Origin of the sequence: Paracoccus thiocyanatus, from assembly GCF_900156255.1 — a bacterium.
Classification (GTDB): Bacteria; Pseudomonadota; Alphaproteobacteria; order Rhodobacterales; family Rhodobacteraceae; genus Paracoccus; species Paracoccus thiocyanatus.
Map to the genome: position 1 here is coordinate 94129 of NZ_FTMK01000009.1, position 19325 is coordinate 113453.

Below are 19325 nucleotides of genomic sequence, written 5' to 3' on the forward strand. Positions count from 1 at the left end.
TTGCGCGTTTCACCGTTTCCCAAATACTCCTGCCGCCCGTGCCACAAGGCGCGGTGCGCGCCCTTCAGGCCAGGATCTTGCGGAAATCCCCCAGGACGCGGGCATAGACGTCGCGCTTGAAGGGCACGATGCTGTCCAGCAATTCTGCCGCCCGCATCCATTGCCAGCGGTCGAATTCGGGATGGTCGGTGGCGATGCGCACCGCCGCATCCTCGCCCAGGAAGCGCATGGCGAACCATTTCTGCTTCTGCCCGCCATAGCGGCCCTTCCAGACCTTGCCCAGCAGTTCCGGCGGCAGGTCGTAGGTGACCCAGCCCGGCGTCTCGGCCAGCACATCGACCAGATCCGGGGTGACGCCGGTTTCCTCGACCAGTTCGCGCAGCGCCGCGTCGCGCGGCGTCTCGCCCTGGTCGATGCCGCCTTGCGGCATCTGCCAGGCCGGGCCGGGATTGTCGATGCGCTGCCCGGCAAAGACCAGCCCGGCCGGGTTGATCAGCACCACCCCGGCACAGGGCCGATAGGGCAGGCCCGAAGGCCCCAGCGGCTCGGCGCTCATTCCGCCTGTGCCCCCTGGGCCGCATCTTCGCCGGTCACGGCGGGCTTTGCCGCGTCGGGCACGGCCTGGGCGTGATAATCCACCGCCGCCAGGCCCTTGAGGATGTCCACCGCATAGGCGAGCTGATAATCCTCTTCGCGCAGCTTGGCGGTGGCCTCGACCTGCTCGGCTTCCTGCTCGATCTGCTTGCGCTCTTCGTCGCTGATCGAATCATTGTTCAGCGCGCCGCGCAGATCGGCTTCCGAGTTCAGGAATTTCGACTCGGTCCGCGGCTTGTCGGCCTCGTCCTCGTCCGTGGGTTTCGCCGCCGGCTGCTCGACGATGATGTCGGGCTGGATGCCCAGCGACTGGATCGAGCGGCCCGAAGGCGTGTAATAGCGCGCCGTGGTCAGCCGGATGGCGCTGTCGGCCGTCACCGGCATCACCGTCTGCACCGAACCCTTGCCGAAGCTTTTGGTGCCGACGACGATGGCGCGGCGGTGATCCTGAAGCGCGCCGGTGACGATTTCCGAGGCCGAGGCCGAGCCGCCGTTGATCAGCACCACCATGGGCTTGCCCTGCGCCAGGTCGCCGGCCTTGGCGTTCCAGCGCTCGCTTTCCTCGGGCTTGCGGCCGCGGGTCGAGACGATCTCGCCCTTGTCCAGGAAGGCATCCGACACCTCGATGGCCTGGTTCAGCAACCCGCCCGGATTGTTGCGCAGGTCCACCACGAAGCCCGTCACCTTGTCGATGCCGCCCGCGTCCTCGATCGCCTTTTCCATCTCGGCCTCCAGGGTCGAGAAGGTCTCGTCGTTGAAGGTGGACACGCGCAGCACCACGGCCCGGCCCTCGATGCGGGTCTTGACCACGGTCAGCTTGATCGTGTCGCGGGTGATGGTCAGGTCAAAGGGCTCCTTCTCGCCCTCGCGCAGGATGGTGATCTTGATCTCGGACCCGACCGGGCCGCGCATCTTCTCGACCGCCTCGTCCAGGTTCAGGCCCATCAGCGATTCGCCGTTCACATGGGTGATGTAATCGCCGGCCTTGACGCCTGCCTCGGCCGCGGGCGTGTCGTCGATGGGCGAGATCACCTTGATCAGCCCGTCCTCTTGCCCGACCTCGATGCCCAGGCCGCCGAAGCTGCCGCGGGTCTGGGTCTGCATGTCGTCGTAATCCTTGGCCGACAGGAACGAACTGTGCGGGTCAAGCGAGGTCAACATGCCGTTGATCGCCGCCTCGATCAGCTCCTTGTCGTCCACCTGCTCGACATAGTCGGCCCGCACCCGCTCGAACACGTTGCCGAACAGGTCCAGCTGTTCATAGACCGAGGCATTCCTGCCCGATTCCTGCGCGACCAGCGGGCCGGCGAATTGGGTGGCGACGGTAATGCCCGCAAGCGTGCCGATCGCCCCTGCCAGAAGATAATGTTTCATTCAGCTCCGTCCTGCCCGGTTGCGTTGCGGCCTGTCCCGTCCGTGGCCTCGCCGACGATGGGATTCATCACGAACCACTCTGCCGGGTCCAGCGTTTCCTTGCCCTTGCGAAGTTCAACATACAGTGTCTCTGTCTGTCCAGCACCGCTTCCGGCGGCGGCATTGGCAGCGAACTCGGCGCCGAACTCCTGCGCGGGCGGTTCTTGCCCGCCCATCAGGCCGACCGGCTCGCCCGCCACCAGCACGTCGCCCGTTTCGCCGAAAACCTGCGCCAGACCGCCGAATATCATCAGATAGCCGCGCGCGGGCTCAACGATCATCACATTGCCGTAATCAAGCAGCGGCCCGCGGTAGCGGATCGTCGCAGGCCAGGGCAGCGTGACCAGCGCCGCGGGCGCGGTGGCGATGACCAGGCCCGGCCGGCGCACACCCGCGGCATCGGGTTCGTCATAGCGCCGCAGCACCCTTCCCAGCACCGGCAAGGACAAGCTGCCCTGCGCGCCCTCGAAATCGCCCATGGGCGCGCCGATATCCTGTTCCATGGACGCGATGCCCAAGGCCACGGCCTCCAGCGTATCGGCCGCTTCCACCAGTTCGGTCAATTCTTGGGGATCCTGGCCAAAGCGAACCGGCATGCTGGAACGGTCGGTGACGGCCGAAGCCAGAAGCCGGCGCGCCTCTTGCACCTGTCCCAGGCCCTGCGCCAGGGTATTGGCGGCGTTCAACTGGATGGTGCGGACGGTGCGGATCTGCTCCAGCTTTTGCTGCATGTCGCGGGCCTCTGCCTCCAGCCCCGGCGCGACCGAGGACAGGATCATCCCAGCCCGCGCCGAATCCTCGGGGCCAGACGGATGCAGAAGCAGCACGGATTCGGGCGATTTCTGCATCGAGGTCATCACCCCCAGCACCCGGCCCAGCCGTTCGCGGCGGGCGTCGAACTCGGCCCGGATCTCCTGCTCGCGGATGCCGGCGCGGCGCAGGCCCTCGCGCAGCGCGGCCAAACCCTGCTCATAGGCGCGGATCATCCGCGTGAGCGAGGCGACCTGGTCGTCCTCGGTCAGCGCCTCGTCAAGCTGGTCCACCGCCGCGCGCAGCATGTCGGCCGCCTGGGCGGCCTCTTGCGCGGCCTGGCTCAGTTGCGAATCACCTTGGGCCGCCGCCGCAGGCGGGGCCGGGGCGACCAGGCCGCCAGCAAGCGCCGCCAGCAGGGGCAGGATCAGCAGCGGCTTCATGCGCGCTCGATCAGCGAGGTTCCGGTCATCTCGGGCGGCAGGTCCAGCCCCATCAGGTCCAGCACGGTCGGCGCGACATCTGCCAGCCGGCCGTCGCGCAGCCGGCTGCCCGCGGGCCCGCCAAAGACGATCACCGGCACCGGGTTGGTGGTATGGGCGGTATGCGGCCCGCCGGTCTGGGGGTCGATGGTGGTTTCGCAATTGCCATGGTCGGCGATGATCACCGCCGCGCCGCCGGCCTTTTCCAGCGCCGCCAGCATCATGCCCAGCCCCTTGTCCACCGCCTCGCAGGCGCGGATGGCGGCAGGCAGGCTGCCGGTATGCCCGACCATGTCCGGGTTGGCATAGTTCACCACGATCAGGTCGTAGCCTGCCTTGACAGCCTCGACCAGCTTGGCGCTGACCTCGGGCGCGGCCATTTCGGGCGCCAGGTCATAGGTCGCGACCTTGGGGCTGGCGGGCATGAAGCGGCCCTCGCCCGGTTCGGGGGTTTCCTTGCCGCCGTTCAGGAAAAAGGTGACATGGGGATATTTTTCGGTCTCGGCTAGGCGGAACTGGCGCAGGCCCTTGGCCGCGACCCAGGCGCCCAGGGTATTGACCACCTGCCGCTTGGGATAGGCGGCCTGCATGTATTCGTCATGTGCGGCCGAATAATCGACCATGCCCAGAAGTGCTGCCCATTGCGGCCGCCGGCCGGTGTCGAAAGCGGCGAAATCCGGCTGGCCGATGGCGGCCAGGATCTCGCGCGCCCGGTCGGCGCGGAAATTCAGACAGAAGAAGCCGTCGCCGTCCCGCGCGCCGGCATAGTCGCCGACCACCCGAGGCTGGATGAACTCGTCGGTCTCGCCCTGGGCATAGGCATCGGCCACGGCCTGGGCCGCATCGGCGGCGGGCAGACCCTCGCCCCGCACCATGGCGCCGTAGGCGCGGGCGACGCGTTCCCAGCGGTTGTCGCGGTCCATGGCGTAATAGCGGCCGATGACGGTGCCGATGCGGGCGCCCTCGGGCAGGGCGCGCTGAAGCTCGGTGACAAAGCCCGCACCCGATGTCGGCGCCACGTCGCGGCCATCGGTGATGGCATGGACCACCACCGGCACACCCTTGTCGGAAATGGCGCGGGAAGCGGCGATGACATGGCGGATATGGCCATGCACGCCCCCGTCCGAGACAACGCCCATCAGATGCGCGGTGCCGCCGCCGGCCTTGAGCTTGCGGATGAACTCACCCAGCGCGGCATTCTCGTAGAAGCTGCCGTCTTCGATCGCCAGGTCGATCTGGCCCAGGTCCATGGCCACCACGCGACCGGCGCCGATATTGGTGTGCCCGACCTCGGAATTGCCCATCTGCCCGCGGGGCAGGCCGACATCGGGGCCGAACGTCACCAGCGTCCCATGCGGGCAATCCCGCATCAGCCGGTCGAAATTCGGCGTGCTGGCCTGATCCGGCGCGCTCTGCTCGGGGCGCGAGGAAATGCCCCAGCCATCGAGGATGCAAAGGACGACGGGTTGCGGACGGGTCATGCGGCACCTTTTTCACGGGTCGCGACGCTTCTACGACTGCGGGGCGCGCGGGGCAAGGTCGCCACGGATCTTGCCGGATTCGTGAAGGCGCAGCGCCCCGCCCTTCGGCGCTGTTGCAGGAGTATTTTGTGAAACGGTGAAAAGCCAGGATCACGCGACCCGACCCAAAAGGAGGCTCGGCCGCCTTTGCCTTTTCACCGTTTTGAAAATACTCATGCGGCAGTGCGGCTGGTCTTTACCGCTGCACGTTCAGGCGCGTGCCTCGGCGGCGATCTGCGCCGCGGATTTGCGGCCGCGTTCGGTTGCGGATTTCAGCTGGCCGCAGGCGGCCATGATGTCCTCGCCCCTGGGCGTGCGGATGGGCGAGGCATAGCCGGCCTTGTGGACGATGTCGGCGAAAGCCTCGATCCGTTCCCAACTGGAGCGGCGATAGGGCGAGCCGGGCCATTCGTTGAAGGGGATCAGGTTCACCTTGGCCGGGATGCCGCGGATCAGCCGCACCAGCCGGCGCGCATCTTCGTCGCTGTCGTTCACCCCGTCCAGCATCACATATTCAAAGGTGATGCGTTCGCTGTTCGACAGGCGCGGGTATTCGCGCAGCGCATTGAGCAGCGTTTCGATGTTCCACTTCTTGTTCACCGGCACCAGCCTGTCGCGGACCTCGTCGGTGGTGGCGTGGAAGCTGACCGCCAGCAGGCAGCCGATCTCTTCGGCGGTCTTGGCGATTTCCGGCACGATGCCGCTGGTGGACAGGGTGATGCGGCGGCGCGACAGGCTGATGCCCTCGCCGTCCATCACCACCTTCATCGCGTCGCGGACATTGTCGAAATTGTAAAGCGGCTCGCCCATGCCCATCAGCACCACGTTGCTGACCAGCCGCGTCTCGTCCTTGGGCGCGCCGGGCTTGGGCCATTCGCCCAGGTCGTCGCGGGCGACCATGACCTGGCCCACGATCTCGGCCGCGGTCAGGTTGCGCACCAGCTTTTGCGTGCCGGTATGGCAGAACGAGCAGGTCAGCGTGCAGCCGACCTGGCTGGAGATGCAAAGCGTGCCGCGGCTTTCCTCGGGGATATAGACGGTTTCGACCTCATGGCCGCCGGCGATGCGCAGCAGGTATTTGCGGGTGCCGTCGGCGCTGACCTGGCGGGTGACGATCTCGGGGACGGAAATCTCGAAGCTTTCCGCCAGCAGGGCGCGATAGTCCTTGGCCAGGTTGGTCATCTGCGCGAAATCGCGCACGCCCCAGTGATAGACCCATTGCCATATCTGCCCCACGCGCATCCGGGCCTGCCGTTCCGGCGTGCCGGCATCGAGCAGGGCCTGATACAGTTGCCCGCGGGTCAGCCCGACGATATTGCGGCGCGCGGCATCGGGCAGCCGCCGCGGGACGGTCAGCAGATCCTGGGTGATGGCGGCGGGATTCGGGGCGTTCATGGCTGCGGGTCCAGGGGAAGTGGCAATGGGCCTATATAGGGCAGGGCGGCACAAAAGAAAACAGGGGCTCGCGCCCCTGTCTCGATCGGTCCGGGTCCTGGGTCTATTTGCAGGCGGCCTGGGCCTTGTTCGTCGCCGCGGTGATGCCCGACAGGCTGAACGTGTCCTTGGTGATGGTGCCCCGCGCCGAACGGCCGGTGACGATGGCGGAACTGCCGCCGCGCAGCGCCGAGACCAGCTTGGCATCCTCGGCCGGAGAGCCGGTCCAGGCGCTTTCGCCCTCGGTGAACAGCTTGAAGACATTGCCGTCGACATTCACCTCGACCGTGGAATCCCCGGCAAAGGGATAGCCGCCCGAGAAGGACACCTCGCCGGACTGGTCGGGGCGATAGGCGACATACAGCCGGATGTCTCCGCGCGTCACCTCGCGCGGCTTGCCGTTCGCGTCCAGGTTCTGGGTGGATTTCGGGGCCGACACGGCCCAGCACTCCTTGGGGCTGGTCGCCGAGAAGACGGTCCAGTCGCCCTCGGTCCCGATCACATTCGTCGAGTCCTGGGCCAGGACCGGCGAAGACGCGGCGATCGCAATTGCGGCGGCTGCCGCTGCGGCGCGCGGCGCGAATTTCAACATGCTCTGGCCTCCTGCCATGGTCCGGTTTGTTCCGGCTTGTTGCCGATGACGGTGGTGTTTTCAACCATCTGGCGGCAAGATAATGCGAAAACCGATCGGTAAAAAACCCCCGTTCGCGGAAAATCGCGCGATTGTCAGAGGAAAACCAGCCATGACCGCAGCCAGACTGATCGAATTGTGGCGCGGCGGAATGCTTGAAAGCGCCCATCTGGGCCATGTGGTGATCTCGGATGCGAACGGCATCGTCGAGGCCTGGGGCAATCCCGGCGCGGTGATCTATCCGCGGTCGTCCTGCAAGATGATCCAGGCCCTGCCGCTGGTCGAAAGCGGCGCAGCCGACGCCGCGGGGCTTTCCAGCGAGCATCTGGCGCTGGCCTGCGCCAGCCATGACGGCGCGCGCATCCATACCCGGCCGATCGCGGCCTGGCTGTCCGCGCTGGGGCTGGACGACGACGATCTGCGATGTGGCGCGCATCTGCCGCGCGACCCGGCCGAGCGCAAGCGGCTGATCTGCTCGGATGAAAGCCCCTGCCAGATCCACAACAACTGTTCGGGCAAGCATGCCGGGTTCCTGACGCTGACGCGCCACATGAAGGCCGGGCCGGACTATGTCGAGATCGGCCATCCCGTGCAGCGCGCCGTGCGCCGCGCCTTCGAGGAGGTGACCGGCGAGCCTGCCGCCGGCTGGGGCATCGACGGCTGCTCGGCCCCGAATTTCGCCTGCACGGTCGAGGGGTTGGCCCATGCCATGGCCAGGTTCGCCCGCTCGGGGCAGGACCGCCGCGGCCAGGCGCAGCGTCGCCTGGTCGAGGCCATGCTGGCCCATCCCGAACTGGTCGCGGGCGAGGGGCGGGCCTGCACGGAACTGATGCGCGCCATGAAGGGCCGTGCCGCCGTCAAGACCGGCGCCGAGGCGGTTTTCGTGGGCATCGTCCCCGAACGTGGCCTGGGACTTGCGCTGAAGATCGTGGACGGTGGCACGCGCGGCGCCGAAGCCGCGATCACCGCGCTGATGCTGCATCTGGGACTGCTGGAGGAAGGCGCCCCGGTGGTGCAGAAATACCTGACCGGGCCCTTGCTGAACTGGCGCGGGCTGGCTACGGGCGAGCTGCGCCGTGCCGCGGGCTTCCCCGCCTGAACACCGCCGCAGCGCCGGCTGGAATGGGGGCTTTGCCCCCGCGCGTTCCGCGCTCCCCCAGGATATTTGGGCACGAAAGAAGCGGCGCGCCTGCCGGGCTTCTTTCGTGGAAAAATATCCTGCGGGGGAAGCCCGTCGGGCCTGCCCGGCGGGCGTGGGGGCGCAAAGCCCCCATCTGTCACAGCATTTGCCAGATCAGCCGCAGCGCCAGCAGGGCGGATGTCGCGACCAGCAGCGGCTTGATCAGCCGCGCTCCGACCCGCATGGCGAGCCTGGCGCCCAGAAGGGCGCCGGCCACCTGCGCCAAAGCCATCATCGCGCCCAAAAGCCACAGCGGCTTGCCCACCGCGGCAAAGGCTGCGAGCCCGCCCAGGTTCGAGGCGAAGTTCAGAAGTTTGGTATGCGCCGTGGCCCTGAGCACGCCGTAGCCCGCAAGCATCACGAAGCCCAGCATGAAGAACGAGCCCGTGCCCGGTCCCAGGAACCCGTCGTAGAAGGCGATCGCCGGCACGGCGGTGGCGGTGAAGGCCGGGACGGTCATGCGGCTTTTGCGGTCGGTATCGTCCAGGCCCGGTTTCAGCGCGAAGAACAGCGCCATGCCGATCAGCACCAGCGGCAGGGCATAGCGCAGCGCCTGGGCCGGGATCCAGCCGACGAGCAGCGCCCCCGCAAGCCCGGCCACAAAGGCCACGACCGCCGCGCCGAGCTGCCGCCGCGGATCCACAAGGCCGCGGCGCGCATAGGAGATCGCCGCCGTCGCCGCGCCGAAGACACCCTGGACCTTGTTCGTGGCCAGGGCCTGGGCCGGGGGCAGGCCGGCCAGCATCAGGGCCGGGACGGTGATGAGCCCGCCTCCGCCGGCGATGGCGTCGACGAAGCCGGCTGCGAAAGCGGCGCTGACAAGCAGCAGCACCAGGTCGAGGGAGAGGTCGGGCATGGCTTCCCTTTGCGGCGCGCCGCGGGAAATGTAAAGCCGGCTCCGGCAAGCTGGGCGGGCCGCGGAAAGCCGGCGCGAAGCTGCGCCGGGGCGGCCGTGTTTTCTGGGTATTGGGCGAAGGGAGAAACCGTCAGGCGCGGGGATGGGCGGCGCGATAGACCGCCAGCAGCCGGGCGTCGTCCACGCCGGTATAGACCTGGGTGGTGGACAGGCTGGCATGGCCCAGCAGTTCCTGGATCGTGCGCAGATCACCCCCCGCCGCCAGCAGATGCGTGGCGAAGGAATGGCGCAGCGCATGCGGCGTCGCGGTGGGCGGCAGGCCCAGCACCTGGCGCGCCTGCCGCATCGCGCCTGCGATCAGCGTCGGGCTGAGCCGGCCGCCGCGGGCGCCGCGAAACAGCGCGGCGCCGGCCTCCAGCGGCCAGGGGCACAGGCGCAGGTAGTCGGCGACGGCCTGGCGCGCGATGGGCAGGACCGGCACCTGCCTTTCGCGCCCGCCCTTGCCGCGGATGGTCAGCGCCTCGCGCAGCGGCCAGTCGGCGCCGTTCAGGCCAAGCGCCTCGGATATCCGCAGCCCCGAGCCCCAAAGCAGCGTCAGCACCGCCGCGTCGCGGGCGGCGATCCAGGCTTCGGGATGGGTGCCGGCGGCGATGTCCAGCACGTCCTGCGCCTGCCCGGGCGCCAGCGGGCGGGGCAGCGAGCGGGTGTATTTCGGGCCGCGCGAGGCCAGCGCCCTGGAGGCGTCAAAGCCATGACGGTCGGCCATCCAGCGGATGAAGCTGCGCGCGGCCGAAAGCCGGCGGGCAAGCGAGCGGGCGGAAAGCCCGCGTCGGCGTTCGTCGGCGGCAAAGGCGCGCATGTCGGACTGGGTCAGCCCGCCCAGGGTCGCGGGCAGGGCGGGCGTGCCGTGATAGCCGCCCAGAAAGCCCAGAAAGGCCAGCAGGTCGCCCTGATAGGCGCGGATCGTGTGGGGGGAACGGTCGCGGGTCGCCCGTTCGCTGTCGAGCCAACGCGCCAGATTCTCGGCCATGGCCGGGGCCAGCGCCAAGGGCTCGGCCCCGCCGGTCATTTCCTAAGCCAGGAGATCAGCGCCAGCCGGAACGCCTGGCCGAAAAACCGCAGCAGGTCGGTGCCCTGGGCCGGGTTGAAGCGCCCGATATCGGCCGAGCCCATCAGCAGCAGCGCCGGCAGGCGGCCGGGGCCGAGGTCGATGGGCAACAGCGCCTCGGAGCGGATCGGGGCGCGCGATTCGCCATGGAATGCCAGGGTCTCCTGGGCCGTGCGGCGCAGCACGATGTCATTGCCGCGCGGCATCCGCCGCCCGCCCGAAATCAGCCCCGCCACGGTGCCGGCGGGCGCGATCATCAAGGGGCCGCTGCCTTCCGGCTGGGGCACCGCGCCGCCCGATTCCATCACCAGCCGCAGGGTTTCCACCCGCAGGACCGGCGCCACCGCCATGTCCAGGTTTTCCAGGAACTCCTCGAAATCCGTGGGTTCCAGCAGCGACAGCACGGCGCGGTGGATGGTGTTCATCCCCGACTGGTTGTCATAGGCGGCCGAGATCACCGATTCATGCGCCGCCTCCAGCCGGTCCAGCCGCGATTCCAGCGCCTGCATGGCGCGGCCGCGGATGTCGATGACGTTCTCGCCCACCTCGGCCTCGCGCGCGCCGATCAGCGCGCGCATCAGGTCGCGGTCGGACAGGATCAATTCGGGCCGCGCCAGCAGCCGGGCGCGGATCTCGTCGGTCAGTTCGGCCGCGGTCTGCTCGGTCATCAGACGATCTTCTGCCCGGTCTTGGCCCAGTCGGCGTTGAACTGGTCCAGGCCGCGGTCGGTCAGCACGTGATTCGCCATCGCCTTGATGACGGCGGGCGGCGCGGTGATCACGTCGGCCCCGATGCGGGCGGCGTCGGTGATGTGGTTCACCGAGCGGATCGAGGCGGCCAGGATTTCGGTCTGGAAGTCGTAATTGTTATAGATCTCGCGGATTTGGGCGATCAGTTCCATGCCGTCGAAGTTGATATCGTCCAGCCGGCCGATAAAGGGGCTGATGAAGGTGGCGCCGGCCTTGGCGGCCAGGATCGCCTGCGCGGCCGAAAAGCACAGCGTCACGTTTACCTTGTGGCCCTGGGACGACAGCGCCTTGCAGGCTTTCAGCCCGTCCCAGGTCAGCGGCACCTTGACGGTGATGTTGGGGGCGATCTTCACCAGGTGCTCGCCCTCGCGGATCATGTCCTCGGCCTTGGCGGCCACGACCTCGGCGCTGACCGGGCCTTCGACCAGGTCGCAGATTTCCTTGGTGACTTCCAGGATATCGCGGCCCGATTTCAGGATCAGCGACGGGTTGGTGGTGACGCCGTCCACCATGCCCAGGTCGTTCAACTCGCGGATGGCGGCGACATCTGCGGTATCGACAAAGAATTTCATGCGGGGAAGCCCTTCTTGCGGTTTTGCCCTGGGTTTAGCGCATAACAGCCGGCGGGTGAAGTCCGGGCAGGCGGCTTGCAGGACGGGGTGGCGGCATGGCACTAGGGACGGGCTGGGGCAGGTCCGTCCGCCGCCATTGCAAGAGGGATGCCGTGAAAGCCTTTCCGCCCGATCCTGCCGCCCGGCTGCCGGCCCAGGTCTTCGGCCCGTTCCGCTTTGGCCGGGCAGCGCGGCCGGTCTGATGTCACCGCCGCTTTTCTATCCCCATGGCGCGCGCATCGCGGTGCTGACGCAAGAGGTGGTCGGCATCCTGGACTATCTCGCGCCCGAAGGGGGCGTGCGGCTGGGCCAGCTTGTCGTCGTGCCGCTGGGGCCGCGCCGGGTGATGGGCGCGGTCTGGGGGCCGGGGATCGGCGATTTCGACGCGGCGCGGCTGCGGCCGGTGGCGCGGCTGGTCGATGCGCCGCCGCTGGCGCCGGGGATGATCGAGTTCCTGTCCCGCATGGGCGAATACACGCTGACGCCGCTGCCCGCGCTTCTGCGCATAGCGACGCGGGCGCCGGACCTGGACCAGCCGCCTTCGGCCCGGCGCATCATCCATCGCGCGGGACCGGAGCCCGCGCGCATGACCGATGCCCGCGCCGCCGTCTTGCGGGTGATCCAGGATCACGGCGGCGCGGGCTTTGCGCCCGGCGAATTGGCGCAATTGGCCGGGGTCAGTCCGGGCGTGGTGCAGGGGCTGGTCAAGGCCGGCACGCTGGCCGAGGTGCTGGCGCCGCGCGATGTGCCCTATCCGCGGCTGGACCCCGGCCTGCCGGGCAAGCCGCTGGCCGCCGATCAGCTTGAGGCGGCCGAGAGCCTGCGGACGGCGCTGAAATCCCGCGCCTATGGCACCACGCTTTTGCGCGGCGTCACCGGCTCGGGCAAGACCGAGGTCTATCTGGAAGCCGTGGCGGAATGCCTGCGCCAGGGCCGGCAGGCGCTGGTGCTGCTGCCCGAGATTGCGCTATCGGCCGAGTTCCTGGACCGGGTCGAGGTGCGTTTCGGCGCCCGGCCCGGCGAATGGCATTCGGGCATCACCCGCACGGAACGCCGGCGGCTGTGGACCATGGCGGCGCAAAACCATGTCGGGCTGGTGGTCGGCGCGCGTTCGGCGCTGTTCCTGCCCTTTGCCGATCTGGGCCTGATCGTCGTCGATGAAGAACACGATTCCAGCTACAAGCAGGAAGACGCGGTCTATTACAGCGCCCGCGACATGGCGGTGCTGCGCGCCAGCGTCGAGGCGGCGCAGGTGGTGCTGGCCTCGGCCACGCCTTCGGTCGAAAGCTGGGTGAATGCGGCCACGGGCAAATACCGCCGGCTGGATCTGCGCGCGCGCTATGGCACCGCCGACCTGCCCGAGATGGCGGCCATCGACCTGCGCCAGCAAGAGATGGAAAAGGGCCGCTGGATCAGCCCCCGCCTGGCCGCCGAAGTCGCCCGCCGCAAGCAGCGCGGCGAACAGTCGCTGTTGTTTCTGAACCGGCGCGGCTATGCGCCGATCACCGCCTGCCGCGCCTGCGGCCAGCAGATCGGCTGCGACCATTGCGACGCCCGCATGGTCGAGCATCGCTTCCAAAACCGCCTGGTCTGCCATCAATGCGGCGCGACCAAGCCGATCCCAGTGGCCTGTCCCGCCTGCGGGGTCGAGGGCAAGATGACCGCCATCGGGCCGGGGGTCGAGCGGCTGGCCGAGGAAGTGGCCGAGCGTTTCCCGCAGGCGAAGGCGACGGTGCTCTCCTCGGACCTGTTCCATTCGGCGCGCGCCTTGAAAGAGGCGATTGCCGAGATCGCCGCGGGCGAAACGGACATCATCATCGGCACGCAGATCGTCGCCAAGGGCCACAATTTCCCGCGCCTGACGCTGGTCGGCGTGATCGACGCCGACCTGGGCCTGCAAGGCGCCGACCTGCGCGCGGCCGAACGGTCCTTCCAACTGATGCGGCAGGTGGCCGGCCGGGCGGGGCGCGAGGGCGGCGAGGCGCGGGGGCTGGCGCTGTTGCAGACCCACCAGCCCGACCACCCGGTGATCCGCGCCATCCTGTCGGGCGAGGACGAGGCGTTCTGGGATGCCGAGGCGGCGGCGCGCCAGGCGGCGGGGATGCCGCCCTTTGGCCGGCTGGCGGGGATCATCCTGTCGCATCCCGACCCGCCGGTGGTCGAGGATTACGCCCGCGAACTGGCCCGTCGCGCCGAGCCGCTGCGGGCCATCGGCGCCGAACTGTTCGGCCCCGCCCCCGCCCCCATCGCCCGCATCCGCGCGCGGTTTCGGGTGCGCATGCTGATCCGGGCGCCGCGCCAGGCGCCGATGCAAGGCGCGATTGCGCAATGGCTGGCGCTGGCGCCAAAGCCGCCGGCAAACCTGCGGCTGGCGGTGGACGTCGATCCGCAGAGCTTCCTTTAGGCAGGCCCGGCCGGGCGGCGCCTGGAATGACGGCACGCCCGGCCGATAAAGCGCCCGGCCCGCATCATCTTCGTTCTGCAAATGCCCGCCGCAACGTCCCCGCGGCGCCAGGATCGCAGATTCTGGCCCGGCGAGGAAGGACGGAAAAGCCCCGGATATTGCGGTAAAAATCGGCCGGGGCGCCATGGAGCGGCATCCCGCGCCATGAAAAATCCCCAGGGACCGATGGTCCCTGGGGCTGCAATCGTTACCACCATCCAACCCCTGGGCAAGCGTCGCCGGGCGCCGCCCAGGGGCAGGATCCGGTCACGCGCGCAGGTCGAAGCGGTCGGCCTCCATCACCTTCACCCAGGCGGCGACGAAATCGGCGACGAACTTGCCGCCATTGTCATCCTGGGCATAGACCTCGGCATAGGAGCGCAGGATCGAGTTCGAACCGAACACCAGGTCCATCCGCGTCGCGGTCCATTTCACCACGCCGGTCTGGCGGTCGCGGATTTCGTAATGGCTGCCGGCCTTGGCCCAGGTATTGGCCATGTCGGTCAGGTTGACGAAGAAATCCGTCGTCAGCGCGCCAACGCGGTCGGTAAAGACCCCGTGCCTGGTGCCGCCATGGTTGGTGCCCATGGCCCGCATCCCGCCGACCAGCACCACCATTTCCGGGGCGGTCAGCCCCATCAGCTGGGTGCGGTCCAGCATCAGTTCCTCGGGGGCGACGATATAGTCCTTTTTCAGCCAGTTGCGATAGCCGTCATGGATCGGCTCAAGCACCGCGAAGCTGTCGGCATCGGTCATCGCGTCCGTGGCATCGCCGCGGCCGGGGGTGAAAGGCACCTCGACATCATAGCCCGCGGCCTTGGCCGCCAGTTCCACGCCGACATTGCCGGCCAGCACGATGGTGTCGGCGACGCTGGCGCCGAACTGGGCCGCCAGCGGCTCCAGCACCGAAAGCACACGCGCCAGCCGGGCGGGTTCGTTGCCTTCCCAGTCCTTTTGCGGGGCCAGGCGGATGCGCGCGCCATTGGCGCCGCCGCGATTGTCCGAGCCGCGGAAGGTGCGTGCCGAATCCCAGGCGGTCGAGACCATCTCGGCCACCGTCAGCCCGCTTTCGGCGATGCGCGCCTTGAGGCCCGCGATGTTCCATTCGCGGTTGCCGGCCGGCACCGGATCCTGCCAGATCAGGTCTTCGGTCGGGGCGTCGGGCCCGATATAGCGGGTCCGGGGGCCCATGTCGCGATGGGTCAGCTTGAACCAGGCCCGCGCGAAGACTTCCGAGAAATAGTCCGGGTCCGCATAGAACCGTTTCGAGATCTCCAGATAGATCGGGTCCTTGATCATCGCCATGTCGGCATCGGTCATGATCGGGTTGTAGCGGATCGAGGGATCCTCGACATCGGCCGGCTTGTCTTCTTCCTTGATGTTGACCGGCTCCCACTGCCAGGCGCCGGCGGGGGATTTCTTCAGTTCCCAGTCATAGGTGAACAGCAGGTAGAAGAAGCCGTTGTCCCATTTGGTCGGATGGGTGGTCCAGGCGCCTTCGATGCCCGAGGTCATCGTATAGCGGCCCTTGCCGGACTTGTTCGAGTTCGCCCAGCCCAGCCCCTGTTCGCAGACATCGGCCGCTTCCGGGTCGGCGCCCAGCAATTCTGCCTTGCCATTGCCGTGGCATTTGCCGACGGTATGGCCGCCCGCGGTCAGCGCCACGGTTTCTTCGTCATTCATCGCCATGCGGGCGAAGGTTTCGCGCACCATGGCAGCGGTTTTCAGCGGGTCGGGCTGGCCGTTCACCCCTTCGGGGTTGACGTAGATCAGGCCCATCTGCACCGCGGCCAGCGGGTTTTCCATCGAGGCGGCATCTTCGAGATTGCCCATGCGCTCGTCCTGGGGCGCCAGCCATTCCTTTTCCGCGCCCCAGTAGGTGTCCTTTTCCGGGTGCCAGATGTCGTCGCGGCCAAAGGCGAAGCCATAGGTCTTCAGCCCCATGTTTTCGTAAGCCACGGTGCCGGCCAGGATGATCAGGTCGGCCCAGCTCAGCCGGTTGCCGTATTTCTTCTTGATCGGCCACAGGATGCGGCGGGCCTTGTCCAGGCTGACGTTGTCGGGCCACGAGTTGATCGGGGCAAAGCGCTGGTTGCCGGTGCCGCCGCCGCCGCGGCCGTCGGCGATGCGATAGGTGCCGGCGGCGTGCCAGGACATGCGGATGAAAAGCCCGCCATAATGGCCCCAGTCGGCCGGCCACCAGTCCTGGCTGTCGGTCATCAGCGCATGCAGGTCGGCCTTGACCGCGTCGAAGTCCAGCGCGCGCACTTCGCTGCGATAGTCGAAGCCCTGAAGCGGGTTGGTCTTGCGGTCATGCTGGTGCAGGATGTCCAGGTTCAGCGCGTTCGGCCACCAGTCCATGTTCGAGGTTCCCATGGCGGTATTGCCGCCATGCATCACCGGGCACTTGCCCGAGGGAATGTCATTTCCGTCCAAGATCAGTCTCCTTTATTGCAGGGGCGCCCTGGTCGGCGCCTTTGGGCGGTGCGGTCCGCCAACCCATCGAAATAGATGGCTTTTCCGAATCTGCGCACCTTCTGCCATCAGGTTCTAGCAGCTTCGGAAATCATTGGAATTTATAAGTTTTGATAGTTTTAATAATTTCTGGTTATGAACGGCTCGGAACGGAATAGACGGCGATAATCCGGCCTGTCAGATCGTAAGGATTCAGTGGCGCGGGCGGGCGCGGTCCATCAGGCTGCGGATCCAGCGCCCCGAGGCCCAGGCCGCGGGCACACCCAGCAGCAGCGCGGCGGCCGCGGCGCTGGCGGGCGCCAGCACCGGCAGGCCCAGCCAGCTTGTCAGCAGCGACAGCATGAACAGGTTGATCCAGACCGCCGCCGCCGCAAAGGGGTAAAACAGCAGCGCCAGTTTCCAGGCCGGCCAGCCGTCAGTGGCTGGTTCCGTCCTCGAAGGTGATCTTGTTCCAGACATTGTATTTCCCCGAAGGCTTGCGCATCGGCAGCCGTTTCACTTCCTCCAGCGTCCTGGCATCATAGACCAAGACCGCGCCCTCGTCTTCCCACAGCGAGACCAGAACATGGCTGCCGTCGCGGGTAAATTCGCTATGGGCGAAGGTCTGGCCTGGAAAGGGCGCCAGCGTCTTGACGATTTCCAGCGTGTTCTTGTCGATGACATGCATCTTGTCCTTGTGCGGGCCAAAGAACACATCGGCCCAGACAGAGGGGCTGGCGGCATGACCGCGCAGGAAGAAGCCGGGGCCGTCGGTCCTGATCTGCTTGACCAGGCCCCAGTCCTGCATGTCGATGACGGACAGCACGCCTTCGCCCAGATGCGGGGTGGCCATGACGCGGCGGCCGTCCCGTTCCCAGGTGATGCCCGAACCCAGATGCGGCATCCCCGGCAAGGGCAGTTCCGCCAGTTTGTGCCCGTCGTCCAGGTCGATCACCACGCCCTTGTCGCCGGCGCGGTTGGCGCCGATCACCTGGCGATAGTCGGGCGAAAAGAAGAAATCGTCCAGCGGCTCGTCGATGGGGATGCGGCGGATGGCCAGGTCGGCGGTCGCCACCTCCCAGATCTCGGGCGCGTCCTTCAGCGCCAGCACGAAGCTTTCGCGCTGCGGCGCCTGGTAGACGGCGCTGACCCGGCTGAGGGTGCCGCCGACCCGCGTGTCGATCAGCCGCAGGGGGTTCAGGTCGGCATCCAGGATGGTCAGGCTTTCGGGCAGGTAGTTCGCGACCGCGATGCGCCGGCCGTCCGGGCTGATGGCGATGTTGCGGCTGTTCAGCGCGGCGCGGATGCGGCCGACCTCGGCCAGCGTCCAGATGTCGTATTTCTGCACCCAGCCGTCGCGCGACATGATGTAGACGAAGCGCCCGTCGGGGCTGAATTTCGGCCCGCCATGCACGGCGAAGGGGGTGGCAAAGCGGTCCAGGACCTGGAACGTGTTGCCATCCAGAACGCTGACGTGATGGTCGCCGGTTTCCACCACCAGGGTGATGTTGAGCGGATCGGCGGCAAAGACCGGCCTGTCCGCCGGCTGGTAATCGGCATTCATCTCGCGGCTGGCGGCGATCTGCGACGCGTCCCAATGCGGGCGGTTTTCCAGCGGCGTCATGACATAGCTGGCCAGGGCGGCGATGGCCTGGGGCGACAGGCGGTCGGCAAACCCCTCCATCTGGGTCGAGACCCGGCCCTGGGCGATCACCGCCTCGATGCCATTCACGCGCCCCAGGGTTTCGGGGATCAGCGCCGGGCCGGTGCCGCCCAGCCGATCCTCGGCATGGCAGACGGCGCAATGTTCTGCGTAATCGGCGGCGGGGTCGGCGTGGCCGGCCAGCGGCAGGGCAAGCAGCAGGCTAATGGAAACGATGGGCCGGATCATGGCTTTTCCCCCGGAATGGCGTGACGGCAAGGCGGTCCAGGTCGGCACCCTTGGCGCCGATCTCGGCGGCCGAAAGATAGCAGGCCGGATCTTCGGCCCAGGGGTCGCCGGTCAGTTGCAGCGCCCGGATGCGGGTATTGCCGCCGCAGACCGCCTGATAGGCGCAGGCGCCGCAGCGCCCCTTCAGCGGCCGCGGCCGGGTGCGCAGCGTGGCCAGGATCGGGTCGTCCCCGGTCCAGATCGCCGAAAACGGCCGGTCCTTGACCGAGCCCAGCGTATAATCCGACCAATAGGTGTCGGGATGGACGCGGCCCTGCGGGTCGATATTGCCGACGCCCAGCCCCGAGGAATTGCCGCCCCAGGCCTCCAGATGCGCGCGCAGATGCGCGATGGCGGCGGGGGCAAAGCGCGTCTCGGCCCAACGCAGGAAATAGACCGCATCGGCGTCGTTGTTGCCGGTGACGACCTCCAGGGGCTCGGCCCGCTCGACCGCCTGCCAGGCGCGGGCGATCAGCAGGTCCATGGCGCGGCGGGTGCGGGCGTGTTCGGTATCCTCGCCCCGGTGCTTGTCGCCGCGCCCGGCATAGACCAGATGCGACAGATAGAACTTGTCCACGCCCTCGTCGCGGCACAGGTCCAGCATGGCGGGCAGGTGATGGGCATTGCCCTCGGTGATGGTAAAGCGCAGGCCGACCTTGACCCCCTGCGCCTTGCAGGCCCGCACGCCGGCCAGCGCCTGGTCAAAGGCCCCCTCGACGCCGCGAAACCAGTCGTTCACCGCCCCGATCCCGTCCAGCGAGATGCCGACATAGTCAAAGCCCAGCCCGGCCAGCCGCTCCACGTTGCCGGCATTGATCTTGGTGCCGTTGGTGGACAGCGACAGGTGGCGGAAATCCAGCCGCCGCGCCTCGGCCGCCAGTTCCCAGAAGTCGAAGCGCGACATCGGCTCGCCCCCCGACAGGATCAGCGCCGGGATGCGGAAATCCGACAGGTCGCGCAGCACCGCCATGGCCTGGTCATGCGAAAGCTCGCCCGGAAAGGGCCGGTCGGCCGAGACGGTATAGCAATGGCGGCATTTCAGGTTGCAACTGCGGGTCAGGTTCCAGATCACCACCGGGCGGACCGCATCCGGCCGGCTGCGGCGGCCCGGCGGCGAAGGGTCCAGAAGCTGGTGCATGTATTGGGTCAGGCGGAACATGGTTTGCCTTT

The 19325-nt window shown here is 67.8% G+C and carries 16 protein-coding genes; 2 read left to right on the plus strand and 14 right to left on the minus strand.

All coding sequences use genetic code 11. The annotated features are described in order from the left end of the window. Positions 1-64: 64 nt before the first annotated feature. The 6 genes from F3H32_RS08920 to F3H32_RS08945 all read right to left on the minus strand — a co-directional run bounded on the left by F3H32_RS08920 (position 65) and on the right by F3H32_RS08945 (position 6785). The gene (locus F3H32_RS08920) at positions 65-556 is read right to left on the minus strand and encodes an RNA pyrophosphohydrolase (protein WP_149765544.1); all 492 of its coding nucleotides are present in this window, start codon (positions 554-556) and stop codon (positions 65-67) included. Then, on the minus strand, positions 553-1968 hold the full coding sequence (locus tag F3H32_RS08925) for a S41 family peptidase (protein WP_149765545.1): 1416 nt from the start codon (positions 1966-1968) through the stop codon (positions 553-555). Before F3H32_RS08925 ends, F3H32_RS08920 begins: the two co-directional genes overlap by 4 nt. Further along, entirely contained in the window at positions 1965-3200 is a 1236-nt protein-coding gene (locus F3H32_RS08930; RefSeq protein ID WP_149765546.1) for a murein hydrolase activator EnvC family protein, read from the minus strand. Before F3H32_RS08930 ends, F3H32_RS08925 begins: the two co-directional genes overlap by 4 nt. After that, positions 3197-4720 carry a 2,3-bisphosphoglycerate-independent phosphoglycerate mutase gene (gene gpmI, locus F3H32_RS08935; protein ID WP_149765547.1) on the minus strand — a complete coding sequence of 508 codons (1524 nt, stop codon included), beginning with the start codon at positions 4718-4720 and terminating at the stop codon, positions 3197-3199. Before gpmI ends, F3H32_RS08930 begins: the two co-directional genes overlap by 4 nt. A 249-nt stretch (positions 4721-4969) precedes the next feature. Further along, a complete protein-coding gene (rlmN, locus tag F3H32_RS08940) occupies positions 4970-6154 on the minus strand; it encodes a 23S rRNA (adenine(2503)-C(2))-methyltransferase RlmN (protein WP_149765548.1) in 1185 nt (394 codons plus the stop codon). Positions 6155-6257: 103 nt separating this feature from the next. Then, positions 6258-6785 (minus strand): invasion associated locus B family protein, encoded by a 528-nt coding sequence (locus F3H32_RS08945; RefSeq protein WP_115755519.1) that lies wholly within the window; start codon positions 6783-6785, stop codon positions 6258-6260. A 151-nt stretch (positions 6786-6936) separates the two neighbouring features. Here F3H32_RS08945 and F3H32_RS08950 point away from each other — a divergent pair, with 151 nt between their 5' ends. After that, positions 6937-7923, plus strand: coding sequence for an asparaginase (locus tag F3H32_RS08950; RefSeq protein ID WP_149765549.1), 987 nt, complete (start codon positions 6937-6939; stop codon positions 7921-7923). 178 nt (positions 7924-8101) lie between these two features. Here F3H32_RS08950 and F3H32_RS08955 read toward each other — a convergent pair whose 3' ends face one another. The 4 genes from F3H32_RS08955 to fsa form a co-directional block, all read right to left on the minus strand. Further along, positions 8102-8860, minus strand: coding sequence for a TSUP family transporter (locus F3H32_RS08955; protein ID WP_149765550.1), 759 nt, complete (start codon positions 8858-8860; stop codon positions 8102-8104). A gap of 130 nt (positions 8861-8990) precedes the next feature. Then, on the minus strand, positions 8991-9929 hold the full coding sequence (locus F3H32_RS08960; RefSeq protein WP_149765551.1) for a tyrosine recombinase XerC: 939 nt from the start codon (positions 9927-9929) through the stop codon (positions 8991-8993). Beyond that, complete coding sequence (locus F3H32_RS08965) at positions 9926-10636, minus strand: DUF484 family protein (RefSeq protein WP_149765552.1); 711 nt, start codon at positions 10634-10636, stop codon at positions 9926-9928. Before F3H32_RS08965 ends, F3H32_RS08960 begins: the two co-directional genes overlap by 4 nt. Further along, complete coding sequence (fsa, locus tag F3H32_RS08970; protein ID WP_149765553.1) at positions 10636-11289, minus strand: fructose-6-phosphate aldolase; 654 nt, start codon at positions 11287-11289, stop codon at positions 10636-10638. The genes F3H32_RS08965 and fsa overlap by 1 nt, the downstream gene beginning before the upstream one ends. A 241-nt stretch (positions 11290-11530) precedes the next feature. Between fsa and F3H32_RS08975 the strand changes: the two genes are divergently transcribed. After that, positions 11531-13732, plus strand: coding sequence for a primosomal protein N' (locus F3H32_RS08975; RefSeq protein WP_149765554.1), 2202 nt, complete (start codon positions 11531-11533; stop codon positions 13730-13732). A 306-nt stretch (positions 13733-14038) separates the two neighbouring features. Here the strand turns inward: F3H32_RS08975 and katG are convergent, their stop codons facing one another. From katG to nirJ, 4 genes are all read right to left on the minus strand, one after another. Then, the gene (katG, locus tag F3H32_RS08980) at positions 14039-16207 is read right to left on the minus strand and encodes a catalase/peroxidase HPI (RefSeq protein ID WP_223191391.1); all 2169 of its coding nucleotides are present in this window, start codon (positions 16205-16207) and stop codon (positions 14039-14041) included. A 231-nt stretch (positions 16208-16438) separates the two neighbouring features. Further along, positions 16439-16705: a hypothetical protein gene (locus F3H32_RS08985; RefSeq protein ID WP_115754659.1), complete on the minus strand. Its 267-nt coding sequence runs from the start codon at positions 16703-16705 to the stop codon at positions 16439-16441. Next, positions 16662-18116 (minus strand): cytochrome D1 domain-containing protein, encoded by a 1455-nt coding sequence (locus tag F3H32_RS08990; protein ID WP_149765555.1) that lies wholly within the window; start codon positions 18114-18116, stop codon positions 16662-16664. The genes F3H32_RS08985 and F3H32_RS08990 overlap by 44 nt, the downstream gene beginning before the upstream one ends. Beyond that, positions 18091-19314, minus strand: a complete 1224-nt coding sequence (nirJ, locus tag F3H32_RS08995) for a heme d1 biosynthesis radical SAM protein NirJ (protein WP_149765556.1) — start codon at positions 19312-19314, stop codon at positions 18091-18093. The genes F3H32_RS08990 and nirJ overlap by 26 nt, the downstream gene beginning before the upstream one ends. Positions 19315-19325: the final 11 nt, after the last annotated feature.